We start from the raw sequence: 19,768 nt of genomic DNA on the forward strand, positions 1-19,768 counted from the left end.
CTATCCCTCCTCAATGGCCTTGAGCAATGCCTCTTTAACCTCATGGAGCTTCTTTTCATAAAAAACCTTCTGCCCGAAAATATCTTTTACGTAAAAAACGTCCGTCACCTGCTCACCCATGGTGGAAATCTTGGAAACATCGATATAAAGGCCTTCTTTTAGCAGCGTACTCGATATTGTGTAGAGAAGACCGATACGGTCCTGAGCGAATATTTCTATTACCGTATTGGTATCGGAAATTTTATTATCGATAAATACTCCCGGTTTAATGGATGGCTTGTATTTACCCCCGAGAATGGAAGGTTTGCTTTTTTTCTCGACAAGTTTTTCCACCTTTACTTTGCCCTTAATAACATCAATGAGATCACTTTTCACCTTGTCCCACCTGCGGCTGTCCGTAACAGCCCCGTCGATTGCACTTCTTACCTGGAAGATATCAATCACTTCTCCGCTGCTTCTCGTATAGATCTGCGCCCCCAGGATATTAATGCTGTTTGCCGACAAAACTCCGCAGATTTTAGAAAAAAGACCGGGCGCATCGATAGTGGTAATTATGATGCGTGAATAACCCCTCTTTTCTTTATGCTTTACGTCCAGAGCAAGCGGGTCCTCATGTTTCAGGGCTATCCTGAAATGGGAAGCAATTGATTCGGGAGTTGTGGAAAGCAGGTATCTTTCAGGCATGGAATCCATAAAATCTTTTACAACCTTTCCCGGGAACTCATCTCCAAGAATACCTTCCACATCTTTTTCAATTTCATCGACTTTGACCTTCGTCTCTTCCAGTTCGAAGGTCCCCTTTTCGAAGACTTCAGCTGTTTTGGTATAGAGTTCAAGAAAAAGGGAACTCTTCCACTCATTCCATACGTCGGGACCGATGGCCTTAATATCGGCATAGGTGAGCAGGTAAAGCATTTTCAGCCTTTCCAGGCTCCCCATTTCCCGGGCAAAGTCAAGAATAAGCTTGGGATCATTCAGGTCCCTCCGTTGGGCCGTATGAGAAAGCCTGAGATGGTTTAAGACAAGGAACTCTATATCACGGACGTCCTTTTCGGAAAAACCTATCCTGCGGGCAATATTAACAGAAATTTCAGCGCCGATAATTTCATGCTTTCCCCCTTTTCCCTTCCCGATATCATGAAGAAAGGCGGCCAGATAGAGAACCTCGGGCTTTTCAAGTTCCTCCATGAGCATTGTACGGATAGGATATTTGTCTTCATATACGCCGCGGGTGAGTTTTCTCAGTTCGGCAACGGCAAAAAGAGAATGAACGTCAACGGTATAAATATGGTACATATCATGCTGGACAAGACAGTTAACTTCTCCGAATTCAGGAATATATCTGTTGAGAACTTCCAGTTTATGCATGACTTTCATCGTGCCCGCCACATCCCATTCACTTTTCAGAATATTCATGAATGACCGGTTGACTTCCTGAGAATTCCTGAAGTCATCATCAATGAGATCGAGGCCGGCCCTTAAACAATCCCTTGCAAAGGAATGAATTTCAGCGCCATGAATCTGGGATACTTCAAAAAGTCTCATTATTGCCGGCGGATGTTTCCGGAAAAAGTTCTTATGGGCGATGGTGATCTCACCCCGGAAGAGTTTGAATCCATCGGATAGCTCCCGCTGGCTCAGAAAAGCGCCTACGCCTTTGGATGAATACTGGCTGAGGCTTCGCTCAATAAATATTTCCGAGTATTCCTTAATTGTGTTTGCCGCCAGATAATAATCCTTCATGAGCTGTTCTACAGGGAGGACTTCCCCCTCCCCCTTGTAGCCCAGGTTGAGGGCAATTTTTTCCTGGAGTTGAAAAGTGAGCTGGTCGCTCTTTCTGTTTACGATAAAGTGCAGATCATTTCGTACTCTCGACATAAAATCAAAGGCGCTGAGAACCTCATCATATTCCCTGTCATTAATGATGCCTTTAATCTTCAGCTCTTTAAAATCGGCTACCTTATATTTGACCTTTGCCGCCCAGAGGGCCGTATGGAGGTCTCTTAAGCCTCCGTTGCCCTCCTTGATGTCAGGCTCCAGGATATAAACGGAATCACCATATTTCTTTCGCCGCTCCTCTCCTTCATTTATCTTTTCTTTAATAAATGAATCGGCGCCGTTGGAAAAGATCTGATTTTTGAGCGTTTTTAGATAATCATTGTAAAGCGCTTTATCACCGCAGATATAGCGGGAATCGACAAGCGATGTTTTGGCCACAATTTCACTTGAAATTTTTACGCATTCACTGATGCTTCGCGTCGAATAACCCACATCCAGGCCCGTATCCCACAATATATATAGAACACGCTCGATGACTGATTCGACATAGGAGCCGACTTTCCAGGGATAAAGAAACATAATGTCGATATCGGAGACGGGCGAAAGTTCTCCCCTGCCATAACCACCAAGCGCCACGAGGGTACACTTTTGGTCCACCTTGCGGTATTTGAGGCAATATTCCTTTCCTGCAAGGTCAAAAAGGCTGACAAGGAGCCTGTCTATAACAATGGTCCTGAGAGCAAGCACTTCAAGACCGGCGCCACCGGCATCATGGACGGCCTTAATCCCCTCCATGCAGATGGAAAGATAATTTTTCACGATCTTTATATTATCACTTCCCTGCGGTTTGAGCTTATCCAGGCAGCTTTTTCCTGCGCTCTCTATTGTCTCAAGAACTTTCTTTCTCATATGGATTGGGGAATATGGTTTTAAGGGTTTATGCCCCTTGAGGGTAGAGGCCGGGAGGGGGTGTTGCAGGTAAGGCTATTTGCCTCTCTCATCTGCTCGACGCCGTCTTGATAAGGCCTGAATATTTATCAACACCAAGGGCAATGGCCTTGCTAAGATGCCTTATATATTTGGAATTATTAAGCCTTTTTTCCTCAGCCCTGTTACTGATAAAACCTGTCTCCACAAGAACGCTCGGCATCTGTGCCCCGATGAGAACATAGAAGGGCCCTTTTTTGACGCCGTGGTTTTTGATGCGTTTGTAGCGCTTTGACATATAGTTCTTCATACTTCTCTGTATTTTATGGGCAAGCTTATTCGATTCATTGATTTTATTGGTTTTTTGCAGTTGAACCAGGATATCTTCAAGTATACTGCCGTACTCTCCCATGCTGTGCATGGTCACGGCGTTCTCCCTGGCGGCAACTTCAGACACGTACCTGTTTGTCGCCCTGGCATTCATGACATAAGTCTCCATACCGTATGCCCTTCTGTTCCTGTTGGCATTGACATGGATGGAAATGAAGAGGTCGGCGTTTTCCATATTGGCAATGGCCGTCCTTTCGTCAAGTTGAAGGTATCTGTCCCTGTCTCTTGTAAGAACGACCTGATAGCCGTAATCTTTTTCAAGAACCGCCTTGAGTGACTTCGCAATTTTTAAGGTCACATGCTTTTCTTTTGTTCCCCGCGGCCCGACAGCGCCGGGGTCCTTTCCTCCATGGCCGGGATCAATAACAATCTTCCTGATACCAAGGCCCAGCTGTCTCGCCAGAGGAATGGAACCGTCATTTGGATTTTCCTTCAGTTTTTTTACCTCTTCCTCCATATCGGGAAGAAGGGCATCGATAGTGGCCGACGCCGGCTTTTTTTCACCCCATACATCGATAACGATTCTGAAGGGCTCGAGCATGGGAAAAATCCTGTATTCCTTGATGGACTCGATATCGAGTACAACCCGTACCGTATCCCTGTCGTACTGGGCGGCACGGGCCATTTTGAGAAGGCCGTCATGAATAGGAATTTTTTCTTCGATGAGGCGTTTCTTTTTTGCGCCGCTAATATCGATATATAATCTCGGCGGCTTACCGATGGCGGGGTCCTTTTTTAGAAGATGGTCTTTATATTTGACAGGCTTATCGAGGTGGACAACGATCCTCGTATAGTTGGGATTGGACCAGTGGCGAATGTCCTTTACCTGCGCATAACTGCCATTGCCTGTCCTATGCCCCGACGCCTTGCCGGGATTGACCTTTTTTACAGGTGGAGGGTTTTTTCTTTCATAGCTTACCTTCCTGACAGGCCTTTTCAGGCGTGCTGCCTTTATTCCCGCATCTCTCCGCCTGTCTCCACTGTTATAATGCTCCAGTATGTTTTGATACCTCTCATAGGCCTTTTCTTTTTGTCCGAGCTTTTCATAATTTTCTCCCATCATGTAGAGCGCGTCATCGGCCAGACTGCTGGAGGGGTAGTCATTGACCAGACTCGCCAGGAGTTTATTGGATTCCCTTAAGTCTTCATCATTTCCCGAATAAGGCCTCAGTTCCACATAGAGCTTGCCCGCCATATAGAGGGACTCATCTCCCCTTGTCCCCTTTTTATAATTTTCATATACTTTTGTGTACAGGTCGATGACCTTTATCCAGTTATGCCTGAATTTTCTCTTTTCAGCGGATTTTTCAAGGGCAAAATAGGCATCCCGCGCATCCTGGTACATGGACTCTTCCATTGCGCCGGCCCCTAAGGGAAAAGAGAAAAAGAGAATGAGTATCGTTAAAGCAGACAAGAGGCCCCATCTTTTCATCACTTAAATTCCTCCTTTAACCGGCTTAACCTGTTCAAGGCGTCAAGGGGAGTCATGCCGGCAATATCCATTTTCCTGATCTCTTCCAGCAAATGATCGGCGGGATGAACAAAAAGGCTCATCTGTTTATTATCGGCCCCGGCAGCTGATTTTTTCTGTTTTTTCGGAATGGCGATTTTTGGCATACCGGCCTCGTCAAACTCGCCGCTTTCCAGGTTGCCCAGAATCTCCAGCGAACGTTTGATAACTTCTGAGGGCAACCCGGCAAGCCTGGCCACCTCGATGCCGTAACTCCTGCTCGCCCCCCCTTCGACAATCTTCCGCAAAAAAATGATGCGGTCGTTCCACTCTCTTACAGCAACGTTATAATTCTTTACTCTCTTCAAGGTAAGGGACAGTTCCGTCAGTTCATGGTAATGAGTGGCAAAAAGCGTTCTCGATCCCAGGCCCGGCGAATCATGAATATGTTCGGCCACGGCCCATGCAATGCTTACGCCGTCAAAAGTGCTCGTTCCCCGCCCTATTTCATCGAGAATGATGAGGCTTCGCTTTGTTGCGTTATTGAGGATATTGGCCGACTCATTCATCTCCACCATAAAGGTACTCTGCCCCCGGGCCAGGTTATCGGAGGCCCCCACACGGGTAAAAATTCTGTCTGTAAGGCCGATCTCTGCTGACTCGGCAGGAATGAAACTTCCCATATGGGCCATGAGGGTGATGAGAGCAACCTGCCTGATATAGGTCGATTTACCGGCCATATTGGGTCCCGTAATAATAATGAGCTGGCTTTCGTCACAATCCATGTCCGTATCGTTTGGAACAAAGGCTTCATCAGGATTGAGCATTTCAACAACGGGATGCCTCCCGTGGCTGATGGAAAGTTTTTCCGAGTCATTAACAAGGGGCCGGCAGTAACTATAACGGTCGGCAGCCTGAGCAAGGGAAAGAAGAACATCGACGGCAGCAAGCGCTTCCGACGTATCTCTCATCCTTGCAGAATAGGTGGCCCCTTCTTCTCTCAGGTCAACAAAGAGGTCATGTTCCATGGCGCCGATCTTTTCATCGGCGCCCAGAATCTTCGTTTCATACTCTTTAAGCTCGGGCGTAATAAAACGCTCCGCATTGGAGAGGGTCTGTTTTCTTATGTAATCTTCAGGAACGAGATGAAGGTTTGTCTTTGTTACTTCCAGATAATAACCAAAAACCTTGTTATAACGAATTTTCAGGGAGGAAATGCCCGTTCTTTCCTTCTCCTTAGCCTCCAGGCGGGCAAGATAACCTTTCCCTTCCCTGCTGATATTTCTCAGTTCATCCAGTTCAGCACAAAACCCTTCACGGATAATGCCCCCCTCTTTCAGAGAAATGGGCGGTTCATCGACGATGGCCCTGCTTATCAGGTCTTCAAGTCCGGCCATAGTGTCGATCTTTGACGACAGGCCCTGAATAAGCGCAGCCGGAATGTCAGCGAGTATTGATTTAAGGCCCGGCAGCCTGGCAATGGAGGCGCCAAGCGCGGCCATATCCCTCGGATTTGCCCTCCCTACGGAAACACGTCCGTTGAGGCGCTCCAGGTCATAAACGCCGTTTAGGGCCTCTTTCAGCTCATTCCTGATGGAACTCATTTCTTTCAGGTCGGCAATGGCATCGAGGCGGTCATTGATTTCCCCAATATCCTGAAGGGGATAATTTATCCATTCCCTCAGCTTTCTCCCTCCCATAGCCGTCTCGGTAAAGTCGAGCGTATGAAAAAGAGAGCCCTTCTTTTTTTCATCTATCATGGTCGACGTCAGTTCAAGATTTCTGTGGGTAGCCGAATCGATAAGCAAATAGGAAGAGGTGCTGTAAGGCTTTAGCCTGTCAATATGGCCGGCGCTCCCTCCCTGCGTCTCCTTCAGGTAGGCGAGAACGGCCCCGGCAGCACATATGCCGGCCTTCATATCGACACAACCGATACCATCGAGAGAATTTAGTCTGAACTGTTCAAGAATGGCGCTTTTACAATCATCGAAATCAAAAGAGAATTCATCCTTCCAGGAAAGGGAAGCGCCCAGCAAGGCGAGGGTTTCAGACAAATGAGGGTCCTCTTTCAGGGTTTCGTCAATAACAATCTCCTTGGCCCCGATTTTCAACAGTTCGTCGGCAAGCAGGTCTCCCCCCTTATTCTCCCTTTCAACAAGTTCCGTAACCCGGAAATCACCTGTTGAAAGATCGAGGTAGGAGAGCCCCCATTGCCCATCCTCCTTTGCAATAGCGGCAAGATAATTGGATTCACGGGACTTGAGATTACTTTCATCGACAACCAGACCGGGAGTAACAACCCTTGTCACTTCCCTTTTGACAACACCCTTTGCTGTTTTGGGATCCTCTACCTGGTCACAGATGGCCACCTTTTTGCCGCTTTCAATGAGCTTTGCAATGTAGCCTGACGCTGAGTGGTGAGGAATGCCGTACAAGGGAACGGGGTTTGAGTCATTCTTGTTTCTCGTCGTCAGGGTGATTTCGAGTATTTTTGACGCCTCTACGGCATCATCAAAAAACATCTCATAAAAATCACCAAGCCGGAAAAAAAGAATGGAATCCTGGTGTTTCTCCTTAATGTCGAGGTATTGCCTCATCATCGGAGTTAATGGCGGTGGTTTTGACAAAAGCTTTACCTGCTCCGCTTTGATTAGTTATATCTATCCGGCTGCATGCCGATAGTGCCTTTGCGAGCAAAGCGAAGCAATCTCAAACTGTTAATAATGAACAATAATGCTTCTGCTTATACCTGCTTTTATGGGCATTATGTTAACAAATTTCATAATCTGTGAAAAGAGGAAATAGTATTAATAAGATCAAAAACATACCACCCCCAGCCCCTCCTGATTCAGGAGGGAGCAAAAAAACAATTCCCCTTCTTGATAATGGATTTATGCCCCTTGATGATAGGGGTTAGGGGTGGTTGAATAGTAGCAGCTTAAAGCTATCCATAAGTTTTTAAAGGCAGTTTCAAAGTACCACTCTAAACAAGATTGCCGCAACCTTCCTCATCGTAAAGACATTCCCTACCTCCTGCTATAAACACAACCGCAATAATCCTGCCTGTAAAACCCTTTCTCCCTTGCATTTTCCATACTCTTCTTAAAACCTTCTTTCTTTTTAAAATCAGCGGGAAGATAATGGATGTCCATTTCACCAGACAGACTAAAACCAATATGGTTTATCTTTTTCGCATCTTTATGGGGAGAGACGGAAAGAACAGAGGTAAAATATTCACAACCTGACTCCAGAGCAAAGCGCGCCGCTTCTCTCAGCCTCATGTCATAACAGAGGGTGCACCGGTCCCCTTTTTCAGGGTCCTTTTCATGACCCTTCGTTACCTCATGCCAGCGCTCCACGTCATAAGGCCCTTCGATAAAGAGAATGTCCTCCTTTTCCGCATGAACCCTCGCCTCGTCCCTTCTTTTTAGGTACTCCTCTTTGGGATGGATGTTGGGATCATAAAAGTATAGCGTCAGTTCAAAATGTGCAGACAGAAGATCAATCACATAGGATGAACAGGGAGCACAGCATAAATGAAGCAGGAGCTTCGGTTTTTGCCCTGCTTCAAGAATACGGTCCACTTCGGCTTCCATCAATTTGTGATAATCGGTTTTTGACATGAATACCTTTTTTACCTCCCCTTAATCCCCTCCTTGTAAAGAAGGGTTGAACAAAGTTCCTCCCATTTACAAGGGGAGGTTAGGAGGGGTGGTTATTTATAAACAATTAAACTATAAATTTCAGCTGCCATTCTACAGCAAGCCCCCCTTTCAAAACCAGCGTAAAATCTTTACTTCCACCCCTTTATGGGATAGAATGACAGGGATTATGCCAATGAAAATCAATAGATATATTACCGGGGAAATTATTGTTCCTTTTTTCCTGGGCCTTGGAATTTTCATATTTATCCTGCTCATGGACAAGGTGCTGAACCTGACCGAACTGGTCGTGAGCAAGGGTGTCCGTTTTAGCGAGGCATTAAGCCTTATCATCTACATTCTCCCCTCTTTTCTCGTTATTGCCATTCCCATGGCCTTCCTTCTTGCCGTTCTTCTGGCCTTTGGAAGACTCTCTACGGATGAAGAGATCACAGCCGCCAAATCTTCAGGAATCAGCCTTCTTCAAATGCTTCCCCCTGTCATGGTCCTTTCAGTTATCGCCTTTATTGTTACCCTGGGACTCATGATTTACGCACTCCCCTGGGGAAACCATTCATTCAAGTCAAAATTATATGAACTGGCAAGAAGAGAGGCATCAACAAGTATTGTGCCCGGCAAAGTTCTCGATTCATTTTCAAAGATCATTCTCTATGTTAACGAAGAGGATAAAAGTACCGGAAGGTACAAGGGGGTATTGATATCGGATGAAAAAAAAGGGGGAAAAAAAAGCATGGTCATCGCTAAAGAAGGTGAAATAATTTCATCACCCGACGATTTTTCCATTGCCCTTAGACTCTACGACGGTACGATTCACCGTAAAGACGACAAAGAGGACCTGAAATACGGCCTCATAAAATTCAAGACATACGATATTACCTTATCTATCGAATCAAAGGGACGCGCCGCCATGGTAGCTCCCAAGGGTGACAGGGAACTGAGCATCGGTGAACTTATGGATAAATCAAAAAAACTAAGAGAAAAAGGGCTGAGTGACGACTATCTCATGGTGGAGTTGCATAAAAAGTTCTCCATCCCCTTTGCCTGCATTGTCTTTGCCCTTATCGGAGCGCCTCTCGGTATCCAGGGCAAGCGATCGGGCAAGGCCCACGGTTTTATTTTCAGCCTCATATTAATCACTGTTTACTACATTTTCCTCATGGCTGGAGAAGCCTTTGGCGATAAAGGAAAAGTTCCTCCCTACCTTGCCATGTGGGCGCCCAACATTTTTTTCGTTAGTATCGGCATTTACCTTCTTTACAAAGTTAACAACGATTCCGAAATAAAACTCCTCTCAATTTTTGAGGCCCTCTATGGTATGGTGGCCAAAAGCCTTCAGGGAATTTTTAAAAGGGAAAAATAAAAGAAAGCCTTTTATTTACGCATAAATGAACATAATTTTTCGCTACATTTCGATGAGTTTTATTAAACTCTTTGTCATCTGCAACTGCAGCTTCCTTCTCGTATACCTGACCATAGACTTTATGGGCCAGTTCTGGAAGTTAAGCGCAAGGGGAATCCCTCTCCCGGAGGTAAGCCTGTACTTTACACTCAAAATTCCGCTCATACTCTCGCAAATAACTCCCATGGCGACACTCCTTTCAACACTGCTCACACTGGGCCTGTTGTCAAGAAACAGCGAAATTACAATCATGAAATCCTGCGGCATCAGTATATTTTATATTTCCGTGCCCATACTGGCGCTTTCCCTGCTCATAAGCGTCTTTTCTCTGGGCATGAATGAATACCTCCTTCCCCATACCAATAAAAAAGTCAAAGAAATTGAAAGATACCGCCCCGGCAGGGTAAGCTCTAAAACTTTCATCAAAAGGAACGAAATATGGTATTTCGGAAAATCGAATATCGTTAACATCGATCTGCTTGTAATGGAAGAGAAGCAGTTAAGAGGTGTCACCATTTTGCAACTGGGAAAAGATAAAAAAGTAAAAAGAAGGATTGATGCAAAAAAAGCAAGATGGGACAGTGGGAAATGGCTATTTTCAGAAGGTGTTATCAGACATTTCGAAAATTCCCTAAAAGTGGAAACCTTCCGTGAAAAAGAAATTCCCCTGGAAGAAAAATTCAGTGATTTTACAGTCGTTGTAAGAAGTTCCGAGGAAATGACCTTCAGGGAACTTAAAAAACACATAGAAAAACTTAAACATATGGGGCTCGATTATAACCGGTATATGGTCGATTTGATGGCTAAAATTGCTTTTCCCCTGGTCAACTTCATCCTGCCCCTGCTGGGAATCCCTTTTGCCCTGAAAACAGGAAGAAGCGCAGGCATAGCAGCTGGCGTGGGCATCAGCATTGTTATCGGCTTTTCCTACTGGGTTACGATGGCCTTCAACATATCCCTCGGCCATGCCGCTCTTCTCCCTCCTTTTTTTGCGGCTTTCGGGTCGAATATCATTTTCACCCTGGCAGGGATAATTGCGCTTCTTAATGTGAAATCCTGAAGATGGCAAGCGGTTACTGGTTGCAGGTTGCGGGTTTTAAGCTCTTCATTCCGTCATTTCGACGACAGGAGAAATCTTGATTTTAACACTAATCGATTATGATTGAATTATGATTTTCACTGTTGGCCTTGACTTTCTTTGTGAGCCATTGTGCTATTCGTGGATAACTTTTTAAGAGCTTTTCCCTGATTTCCCTTATTCTATGTTTCCCTGGCAGAAAATAAGTTGCAGCTTTGATGGTTTGATTATTTGGTGTGTCCCCATGCCGAAAGTTGCCTAGCCTGCGTTTCAAACAACCCGGCTAAAACTTTACTTCCAGCCTCACATAAGGCCCCTGCCTTTCAGACTCGACAATATCAAGGGAGGCCTTCCCCTTGCTTCCGTCAGCATAGTAGGTTGTAGACGTTCCATATTGAGCCTCCAAATAGAAATGCCTGTAACCTGCTGTAATGGAAGCTCGTCGGGACATAAGAAACCTTACATTTATAAATGCTTCCAGGCCGAGACCATCGTCAGCTTCATGAATAAAATTGGGTTTTTTTGCCCTGAATTCACCAACTCTAAGATTCCAGTATGCTTCCCCGTAATATTTCAGTGTATGCAGAAAATAGAAACCACCGTCAAATTCAATTTTTCTACCGCTTTTTATTCTCCACTGAACGCCTGTTTTAAATATGTACCAGTAGAAATCATAAGTGGAGTTGAGATCAGACATGGTGTATCCCACAGGGGGCATAGGAAAGTAGGTCGGGTCTGACAGTGTTTGAACACCCCTTTTCATTTTAAGACTCTCTTCGTAATAAAGATAGCCTGCATAAAGTGAAAAAGAGAATCGCCTTCCGGGAAGGCCGACCCTGTATTCTCCCCCTGCTTCAAAGATTGATGCCCCGCCCCTTCCCTCGGATAATGACTCTGAAAACTGCAAATTATGGACGCCGTCAGCAGGAACTGATATCCAGTCAGAGTCCCTCACATGAGCCTTATCTATCTTGCCGGAACCATATGACAGATTGAGATAAAGACTCTTGTCAATCCTTATTTTTGCGCCTGCAATGGCCATATTGGAATGGATATCCTCAAAATCAAGACGGGACCTGACAGAGATATATTTCCCCGACATTGCTTCAATTCCCGAATCACTGGTTTCCCAGGCAGAATCGGCGAAGGAATGCAGCCATAAAGCGAAATAGTGACCCGCTCCTCATCTGTTTGAGTTTGCGCAAAAAGCGCCAGGGGAAAGAGGAGTATCACTGAAATGAGGGCAAACAATATTTTTTTCATTTTTTTTACCCGGCATTGACCGCTTAGGCAATGGCAGTAAAGTATCATTTCAAGACAAGGATTTTTCCTCATGCCTCTCAGAGATATCCCCGTCCGAAATTGCAGCTTCCCGGATTATTTATCTTAAAAATAATCAGTGCAAATATCTAGCCAGACAGCGCTTTTTTTACTAAAAAAAAGGCGCATTCATATGCGCCCTTTTTAAATATATTAACTAATTTAAACACTAGAACTGAAACGACAGGGCAAGTTCCCCTCTCGCCTCTTCCCTCACATCATCGCCTTCTATCTCAGCCTTTTCCTTGGACCAGGCCACACCAGTGTCGAGTTGGAAAGCAAAAAAATTCAGTCCCAAACCGGCTGTATATACGGTTCCTATATCAGACTCGGAAAGGTTTTTGTAACCCCCTGCTCTCAGTTTTAAAAACCTTAAAAGGTCAAATTCAGCTCCTAATGCAAATTGCTTCGACTTGTAACTGTCTGACACATTGGTATCATTTTCTGTGAGATCCATATCGGCGGCAAGGGTCAGCCAGTTACCCAGCCTGATTGCCGCTCCTGCTCTAAGCTGAGGGTCTATCTCATAGTCACCGGGACCGGCATAGTCAAAAGATGGCTTGTTAAGGTTTCTTCCGACAATCCCCACCCTGAACGGCCCTGCTTTGTAAAGGGCGCCAAGGTCAAGTCCTGCACTGCTGCTCTTTTTGGAATTTGTATCAGCATTCTTAAAAAGATCACCCGTATCGCTTCGATAAATTGTTTCTCTATAGTAATATGTCTCCGCCTTCATAGCCTTCAGGTTAACACCCATCGAAAAATTATCATTAAAAGCATGTCCATAAGTGATAGGAATCTCTGTAATTGCAGCGCCTTTGAATACCATAATTGATGAGTTATTATCAAAAGTTCCACTCCCAACTGTGTTATCAGCAAGAACTGCTACATCAAGAATAGAATCAATATAGGTTTGAGGTGCGGCACCTGTAGTATAACCTTCGAAAGCCAGAGCATCATCAACAGCATAAATGTATCCTGTTACCTCTGCAGGTGACCAGTTTGTCAACCCCCCTATTGTAGTCTCCAGAGCCGTTACTTGCGAAGGACTAAGAGATTCATAAGTACTGTTAGCCGATGTTGAGGTCTGTAAATCCCCTAGTTGAGCAGTGAAATCAGCTCCTGCCGTTCCCGGATTAATATTGTTTAGATCCAGAACAGGAATAGCAGACAAGTCCAAAGTGCCTATGACTCCAACACCCCAGTTTCTAACTCTTACATTCATGGAAACATCCACCAGGGCGGTTACACCAATATTCTCCCTGGACAGGTCATCAAGCTCATCTATCATTCTTATGTAATCAGTAACACCCGATAAATTTGTAAATCCATTATTAACATAATTAGATATAGCGTCATAATCAAATGCTGTTAAATCTTCTATTTCCTTCACCGTATCCTCATGACTCTGATAACCGAGACCACCGTGGATATGCATGCCGAAATCCTTATTGGAATGTTCGTCGACACCACTGCTTTCACCTGCCTGTCTGCCGAAAAAACCAAAGGCCGCCGGGTTCCAGTACTGGGCTGTTGCATCATTAACGACGGCAACATGCGCGCCCCCCATACCAAGCGCCCTTGGCCCTACGATCTGCCACTGGTCTGCCATTGCTAATGCGGGTAAAAGAAAAATAAGAAGGAAAGCCAGATAATATTTGAATTTTTTCATGAGCGCACTCCTTTATTATCTAAGGTATATAAAAAAATATGATAGTGTTAATGTTAGCACATAAATTAAAACAATCAAAAAAAAAGAGGCGGAAAAATCCGCCTCTTCATGAAAATCAGTTTTTATAAAACCTTTCTAATACCTGTAGTGATCAGGCTTGTAAGGGCCGTCCACGGGGACATCAATGTAGTCAGACTGTTCCTGAGTCAAGGTCGTCAGGTTAATACCGATCTTCTTAAGGTGAAGACGTGCTACCTTTTCATCAAGAATTTTGGGCAGAACATAGACCTTGTTGTCGTAATTATCAGCCTTATTGAAAAATTCTATCTGCGCCATTACCTGGTTGGTAAAGGATGCAGACATGACAAAGCTGGGGTGCCCGGTGGCACAACCGAGGTTAACCAGTCGACCTTCTGCAAGAACGGTAATACGCTTACCATCAGGGAAGATAACATGATCGACCTGCGGCTTAACGTTCTCCCACTCATATTTACGCAGTGATGCAATATTTATCTCTGAATCGAAATGGCCGATATTGCAGATAATCGCTTCATTCTTCATGGCTATCATGTGATCATGGTCGATAACGTCAACATTACCGGTAGTGGTAACGAAGATATCGCCAATTTTACAGGCCTCCTCCATGGTCACAACACGGTAACCCTCCATGGATGCCTGCAATGCGCAAATGGGGTCGATCTCCGTAATCAGGGTTGTGGCTCCCATTCCACGAAAAGCCTGGGCACAACCTTTACCGACATCACCATAACCGAGAACAACGGCAATTTTACCTGCGATCATCACGTCGGTGGCACGCTTGATGCCATCGAGGAGTGACTCGCGGCAACCGTAAAGATTATCAAATTTGGATTTTGTCACTGAATCGTTAACATTCATGGCAGGGAAAAGCAGTGAACCGTCCTTCTCCATGTGGTAGAGACGATGAACACCGGTTGTCGTCTCTTCCGTAACGCCACGAATTTCGGCAGCCATATCAGTCCACATACTCGAATTTTGGGGCAGATTACGGCGAAGCACATCGAGAATGGCAACATACTCCTCGTTGTCCCCTTCTTTTGCATCAGGCACGGTGCCTGCTTTTTCAAACTCAACACCTTTGTGAAGGAGAAGCGTGGCATCGCCACCATCATCGAGAATCATGTTGGGGCCCTTTTCACCTGGCCAGTTAAAGGCCTGCTCCGTACACCACCAGTACTCTTCAATGGTCTCACCCTTCCAGGCATAAACAGGAATCCCGGCTGCGGCAATAGCAGCGGCGGCATGGTCCTGTGTAGAGAAAATATTACAGGATACCCACCGTACATCAGCACCCAGCTCAACAAGCGTCTCTATAAGCACGGCTGTCTGGATCGTCATATGGAGGGAACCCATTATGCGAGCGCCCTTGAGGGGCTTGGAAGCGCCATATTCTTCACGAAGCGCCATAAGGCCCGGCATCTCCGTCTCGGCAATATTGATTTCTTTTCGACCCCACTCTGCAAGAGAGATGTCGGCTACTTTATAATCCTCTTGTGGATTTTTTGCTAACTCTACACTCATATCAAATCCCCGCTGCCTTTTTAAGTGTTTCAGCCATATCGGTTCTCTCCCAGTAAAGGTCCTTTTCCGTTCTGCCGAAGTGACCGTAGGCTGCCGTCTGCCTGTAGATAGGCCTCAAGAGATCAAGAGTTTTGACTATCCCCTTGGGGCTGAGATCAAAATGCTCATTCACAAGCTTTGCTATATCGTTACTTGGAATCTTTCCCGTATTGAAGGTGTCTATCATAACGGATACAGGCTGTGCCACACCGATAGCATAGGCAAGCTGAACCTCACACTCATCAGCAAGACCTGATGCCACAATGTTCTTTGCAACGTACCTGGCCATGTAAGAAGCGGAACGGTCAACCTTGGATGGATCCTTTCCGGAAAAAGCGCCTCCACCATGGCTGCCATGACCACCATAGGTATCAACGATGATCTTTCTTCCCGTCAATCCACAGTCTCCTTTAGGACCACCGACGACAAATCTGCCGGTAGGATTAATATGATACTTGGTTTTATCATCGAGCAGATCGGCAGGAATAACCTTATTGATAACCTGCTCAATAACATCTTTTCGAATGGTCTCATTATCGACATCGGCCGTATGCTGCGTTGAAATAACGACAGAATCGACCCTTACAGGCTTATTATCGACGTATTGTACGGAAACCTGGCTCTTACTGTCAGGTCTCAGGTAAGGCAGAGAGCCATCTTTTCTCACCTGGGCAAGCCTTTTTACCAGCTTATGAGCAAAGAGAATAGACATAGGCATCATCTCTTTAGTCTGGTTACAGGCATAACCGAACATGAGTCCCTGGTCCCCCGCGCCCTGCTCGTGGTCCTCAAACTCATCGACACCCTGGGCAATATCCGGTGATTGTTTATCGAGGCTTACCAGTACGGCACAGTTTTCAAAATCAAACCCTATGTGAGGATCGGTATAACCGATCTCCCTGATCGTATTCCTGACAACATCCTGATAATCAATAACTGCATTTGTTGTAATCTCACCGGCTAATATGACCATACCGGTCGTTACCAGCGTTTCGCATGCTACCCTCGATTTCGGGTCCTGCTCAAAGAGCGCATCCAGTATAGCATCCGATATCTGGTCTGCAACCTTATCGGGGTGGCCCTCAGAAACGGATTCCGAGGTGAAAAGGTAATCTGTCATTCCCATTAAACTTCCTCCTGAATTTTCATATGTAAAAACAGCCCAACATACTATCACAACAGACCAATAAGTCAACTACATTTAGTGGAAATTGTCTGTGCCAAACTACTTTTTTAGCTTGACAACAAGGAAAATAATCTTTATGATTCTTTTTTTAAATGTGACAAACAAGTAAGAGCAAATCTACCGGAGGAAAAGTTGGCAAATCATAAATCAGCAATCAAAAGGCACAAGCAAAGCCTTGTAAGAAGAGAAAGAAACAAGACCGTCAAGTCTTCTTTAAAAACTGTGACGAAAAAGGTCGAAGCAGCGATAGCAGATAAAAACGCAGAAGAGGCGGTTAGCAGTTTGAAGATAGCATCTGTCGTCCTCGACAAGGCGGCCAGTAAAGGCGTTATTCATAAAAATACAGCAGCAAGGAGCAAATCAAGGATGACCAGGAAGGTTAATGCATTAAGCAAGTAATTTTCAGCCCCTTGAAAAGCTACTTCAAAAGGACACTTTTTTAAGTGTCCTTTTTTTATGCGCCAATGCCGCAGAGCCTGAACATGAGAAGCTCCAGGGCCTTTTCCTTGTCAACAGGACTCGACTTGAATTTGATATCCAGGTCAAAAATTGAATCATAGGCCCTCTTGAGTTCTTCTTCGGAAAACACCTTTACCTGCTTAAGATAATTCTTCACTACGAAGGGGGGGAGTTTGGTCTTTTTTCTTACCTCATCCTCTTTACCACCCCTCTTCAATATGTCCTTTCCAATCCATATGAGCCGCAGCTGCCTCAAGATCATACTCAGGATCAGAATAGGGCTTTCACCGCTATCAAGCAATTTCTTTAAATTTTCAAGTGAACTTTTCAGATCTTTTTCACCGAGAGCATCGATAAGCTGAAAAACCGTCCTGGCTTTTACATCGACGGAAATGGCTTCAAGGTCCTCTACCTCTATTCGCTTCCCCGGTCCGGAATAGAGTGAGACCTTTTCAATTTCGCTGGAAATGCTCGTCAGGTCATTACCGATAATGTCTGCAAGATAACGGCAGGCACGCTCCGATATTTGAAGGTCCTTTTTTCCTGCAAGCCATTTTATCCATTTGGGCATTTCTCTTTCGTAGGGGCGGCTGTGTTCTACGGCACACCCTTTTTTCGACAGGGCAAGAAAGAACTTTTTCCGCTTGTCCGCCGTTCTGCCGACCATGACAAGAGCAGTTGAGGGAGAGGGGTCCTCCAGGTAGGCTAAAAGCTGCTCCTCATCAGCAGCTTTTAGTTTATCTGCATCTTTAAGGACAACAAGCCGTCGCTGCGCCATGACGGGAAGAGTTGAAGCAGCGGAAATAACCTTTGAAATTTCCACCTCACCTGCATGAAAAAGGTCGCAGTTAAAGTCTGCAAGCCCCCCGGCAAGAACGGCTTCCTTGAGCCTTGCAAAAGATTCTTCTTTCAGTAAATCTTCATCGCCGAAAAGGTAGTAAACAGGACTGAACTTGCCTGCCTTGATATCCCTGTAAAGATCGTCAGGCTTCATCAGAATCCTTCAAAAATCCTGTCATAAATGAGATCGGCAACTTCCCGGGCCAACTCTCGCTTCGCTTCCGTTCTGTTGTTTTCCGTCAAATCCACATCACCTGCCGCGGCCTTATAATCCATTATCTCGGAAAGTCCTTTCCCTTTCCAGACAACCTCTCCTTCACCCTTTCTTCTGAAAGTTACGTCCAGGGTGATTGTCAATCTGTAATCGGTGACCACATCAGTAGAGGAAAAAGAAACGGGCATGTTGGAAATGGAAGTAATTACTCCCGAAAGAAGGGCATGGGCCTCCTCCTGAGGGACTATTTTCAGCCGCTTTGTTTTTGAAAACGCTTCAAAAAGGGCCGACGAAATAAGGGCCTCCATATCAGCTTCAATGGAATTATTTCCAAAAGCTTCAATTGCAATGGCGGTAATGTCTTTGGGGAGCGTATCGGCACCTCCCTTGAGATGATAACCGCAGCCATAAAAAAATGAGACCAGCAAGCAGGCAAGAAGGGGGAGAAAAAACTTTTTCCCTCCCCTTCTTAATAGTTTTTTTAGTTGATATGGAGACATATTTTACTTGCTTACAACCACATTCACCAGTTTTCCGGGAACGACAATAACCTTCCTCACCTGCATTCCGACGGTATGTTTTGATACGTTAGCATCAGCCAGGGCTTTGGTCTTGACCTCCTCTTCAGAGAATCCGGGAGATAGGGTAATCCTGCCTCTTACCTTGCCGTTTACCTGGACAACAATGGTAATTTCATCTTCCACCGTTGCAGATTTATCGAAGGAAGGCCATTTGGCATGGGCTACCCTACCCTCCTTACCGAGAGTCATCCAGAGCTCTTCCGAAATGTGAGGAACAAAGGGTGCAACAAGGAGGATAACGGCCTCGACAGCCTCTTTCATGACCTCCTTCGACTTTTCATCTTTCGCTTCAAAGGGGTAGATGGTGTTAACAAGCTCCATAACGGCGCTGATTGCCGTATTGAAATGAAACCTGTCCTGCAAATCTTCCGTTACTTTTTTGATTGTCTGGTGCGTCTTTCTTCGAAGCGCTTTGGCATTTCCTTCAAGCCCCTCCCCGGTGCATTCCCCTGCTCCCTTCAGATCATCAAGCCTGTCATAAACCATACGCCAGACCCTGTTTAAGAAGCGGTAGGCACCTTCAACACCGGCCTCATTCCATTCGAGATCCTTCTCCGGCGGTGCAGCAAAAAGGGAAAAGAGCCTCGCCGTATCGGCTCCGTAATAAGCAATAAGGTGATCAGGATCAACAGTGTTTTTCTTCGATTTGGACATCTTCTCCGTACGTCCCGTAAGGACGCCCTTGTCGCACTTGATACACTTGCCGTCCACCACCTCTTCGGGAGCCAGCCAGCCATGATCGGGACACTGGTTTGACTCCATACAAACCATTCCCTGGGTAAGCAGGTTGGTAAAAGGCTCATCACCGGAAACCATGCCCAGATCCCTTAATACCTTGTGGAAAAAGCGGGCATAAAGAAGGTGCATAACGGCATGCTCCACACCACCGATATATTGATCGACAGGGAGCCAGTAATCTGTCTTTTCCTTATGGACAGGGCCTTCCGTAAATCTCGGCGAAGCATACCGTGCGTAGTACCAGGATGACTCGACAAAGGTATCCATCGTGTCAGTTTCACGCTGTGCATCACCGCCGCAGGTGGGGCATTTTGTATTAACAAAGGACTCGATGGCAGCAAGAGGTGAAAGCGCCTTTGCATCGAAGTTGATATTTTCCGGCAACGCAACGGGAAGCTGATCTTCCGGAACAGGCAGGGCGCCACATTTCTTACAATTAATTATAGGGATGGGCGCTCCCCAGTAGCGCTGTCTCGA

The 19,768-nt window shown here is 45.6% G+C and carries 14 protein-coding genes; 3 read left to right on the forward strand and 11 right to left on the reverse strand.

The annotated features are described in order from the left end of the window. The 4 genes from glnD to OEV42_12795 form a co-directional block, all read right to left on the reverse strand. On the reverse strand, positions 1-2,688 hold the full coding sequence (glnD, locus tag OEV42_12780; protein MDH3975148.1) for a [protein-PII] uridylyltransferase: 2,688 nt from the start codon (positions 2,686-2,688) through the stop codon (positions 1-3). A gap of 88 nt (positions 2,689-2,776) precedes the next feature. Further along, complete coding sequence (locus OEV42_12785; GenBank protein MDH3975149.1) at positions 2,777-4,528, reverse strand: N-acetylmuramoyl-L-alanine amidase; 1,752 nt, start codon at positions 4,526-4,528, stop codon at positions 2,777-2,779. After that, a complete protein-coding gene (gene mutS / locus OEV42_12790) occupies positions 4,528-7,146 on the reverse strand; it encodes a DNA mismatch repair protein MutS (GenBank protein MDH3975150.1) in 2,619 nt (872 codons plus the stop codon). Before mutS ends, OEV42_12785 begins: the two co-directional genes overlap by 1 nt. 426 nt (positions 7,147-7,572) lie before the next feature. After that, positions 7,573-8,169 carry an epoxyqueuosine reductase QueH gene (locus OEV42_12795; protein ID MDH3975151.1) on the reverse strand — a complete coding sequence of 199 codons (597 nt, stop codon included), beginning with the start codon at positions 8,167-8,169 and terminating at the stop codon, positions 7,573-7,575. A 214-nt stretch (positions 8,170-8,383) separates the two neighbouring features. On the opposite strand from OEV42_12795, the gene lptF reads away from it, so the two are divergent. Together lptF and lptG are read left to right on the forward strand one after the other, a co-directional pair. Then, entirely contained in the window at positions 8,384-9,568 is a 1,185-nt protein-coding gene (lptF, locus tag OEV42_12800) for an LPS export ABC transporter permease LptF (GenBank protein MDH3975152.1), read from the forward strand. Between the two features lie 25 nt (positions 9,569-9,593). Next, positions 9,594-10,667: an LPS export ABC transporter permease LptG gene (lptG, locus tag OEV42_12805; GenBank protein ID MDH3975153.1), complete on the forward strand. Its 1,074-nt coding sequence runs from the start codon at positions 9,594-9,596 to the stop codon at positions 10,665-10,667. Between the two features lie 301 nt (positions 10,668-10,968). On the opposite strand, the gene OEV42_12810 is transcribed toward lptG, so the two are convergent. From OEV42_12810 to metK, 4 genes are all read right to left on the reverse strand, one after another. Beyond that, positions 10,969-11,787: a hypothetical protein gene (locus OEV42_12810; protein ID MDH3975154.1), complete on the reverse strand. Its 819-nt coding sequence runs from the start codon at positions 11,785-11,787 to the stop codon at positions 10,969-10,971. Between the two features lie 387 nt (positions 11,788-12,174). Next, positions 12,175-13,674, reverse strand: a complete 1,500-nt coding sequence (locus OEV42_12815; protein ID MDH3975155.1) for a conjugal transfer protein TraF — start codon at positions 13,672-13,674, stop codon at positions 12,175-12,177. Between the two features lie 135 nt (positions 13,675-13,809). After that, positions 13,810-15,234, reverse strand: a complete 1,425-nt coding sequence (gene ahcY / locus OEV42_12820; protein MDH3975156.1) for an adenosylhomocysteinase — start codon at positions 15,232-15,234, stop codon at positions 13,810-13,812. 1 nt (position 15,235) lies between these two features. Then, complete coding sequence (gene metK, locus OEV42_12825; GenBank protein MDH3975157.1) at positions 15,236-16,399, reverse strand: methionine adenosyltransferase; 1,164 nt, start codon at positions 16,397-16,399, stop codon at positions 15,236-15,238. A gap of 192 nt (positions 16,400-16,591) precedes the next feature. Here metK and rpsT point away from each other — a divergent pair, with 192 nt between their 5' ends. Then, positions 16,592-16,858: a 30S ribosomal protein S20 gene (gene rpsT, locus OEV42_12830; GenBank protein MDH3975158.1), complete on the forward strand. Its 267-nt coding sequence runs from the start codon at positions 16,592-16,594 to the stop codon at positions 16,856-16,858. A gap of 55 nt (positions 16,859-16,913) precedes the next feature. Here the strand turns inward: rpsT and holA are convergent, their stop codons facing one another. The 3 genes from holA to OEV42_12845 all read right to left on the reverse strand — a co-directional run. Continuing rightward, positions 16,914-17,912: a DNA polymerase III subunit delta gene (gene holA, locus OEV42_12835; protein ID MDH3975159.1), complete on the reverse strand. Its 999-nt coding sequence runs from the start codon at positions 17,910-17,912 to the stop codon at positions 16,914-16,916. Next, positions 17,912-18,400: an LPS assembly lipoprotein LptE gene (gene lptE / locus OEV42_12840; protein MDH3975160.1), complete on the reverse strand. Its 489-nt coding sequence runs from the start codon at positions 18,398-18,400 to the stop codon at positions 17,912-17,914. Before lptE ends, holA begins: the two co-directional genes overlap by 1 nt. Before the next feature lie 75 nt (positions 18,401-18,475). Continuing rightward, the coding region (locus OEV42_12845; GenBank protein MDH3975161.1) for a class I tRNA ligase family protein at positions 18,476-19,768 on the reverse strand (1,293 nt) is incomplete at its 5' end.

The sequence above is a fragment of the Deltaproteobacteria bacterium genome (assembly GCA_029860075.1).
Classification (GTDB): domain Bacteria; phylum Desulfobacterota; class JADFVX01; order JADFVX01; family JADFVX01; genus JAOUBX01.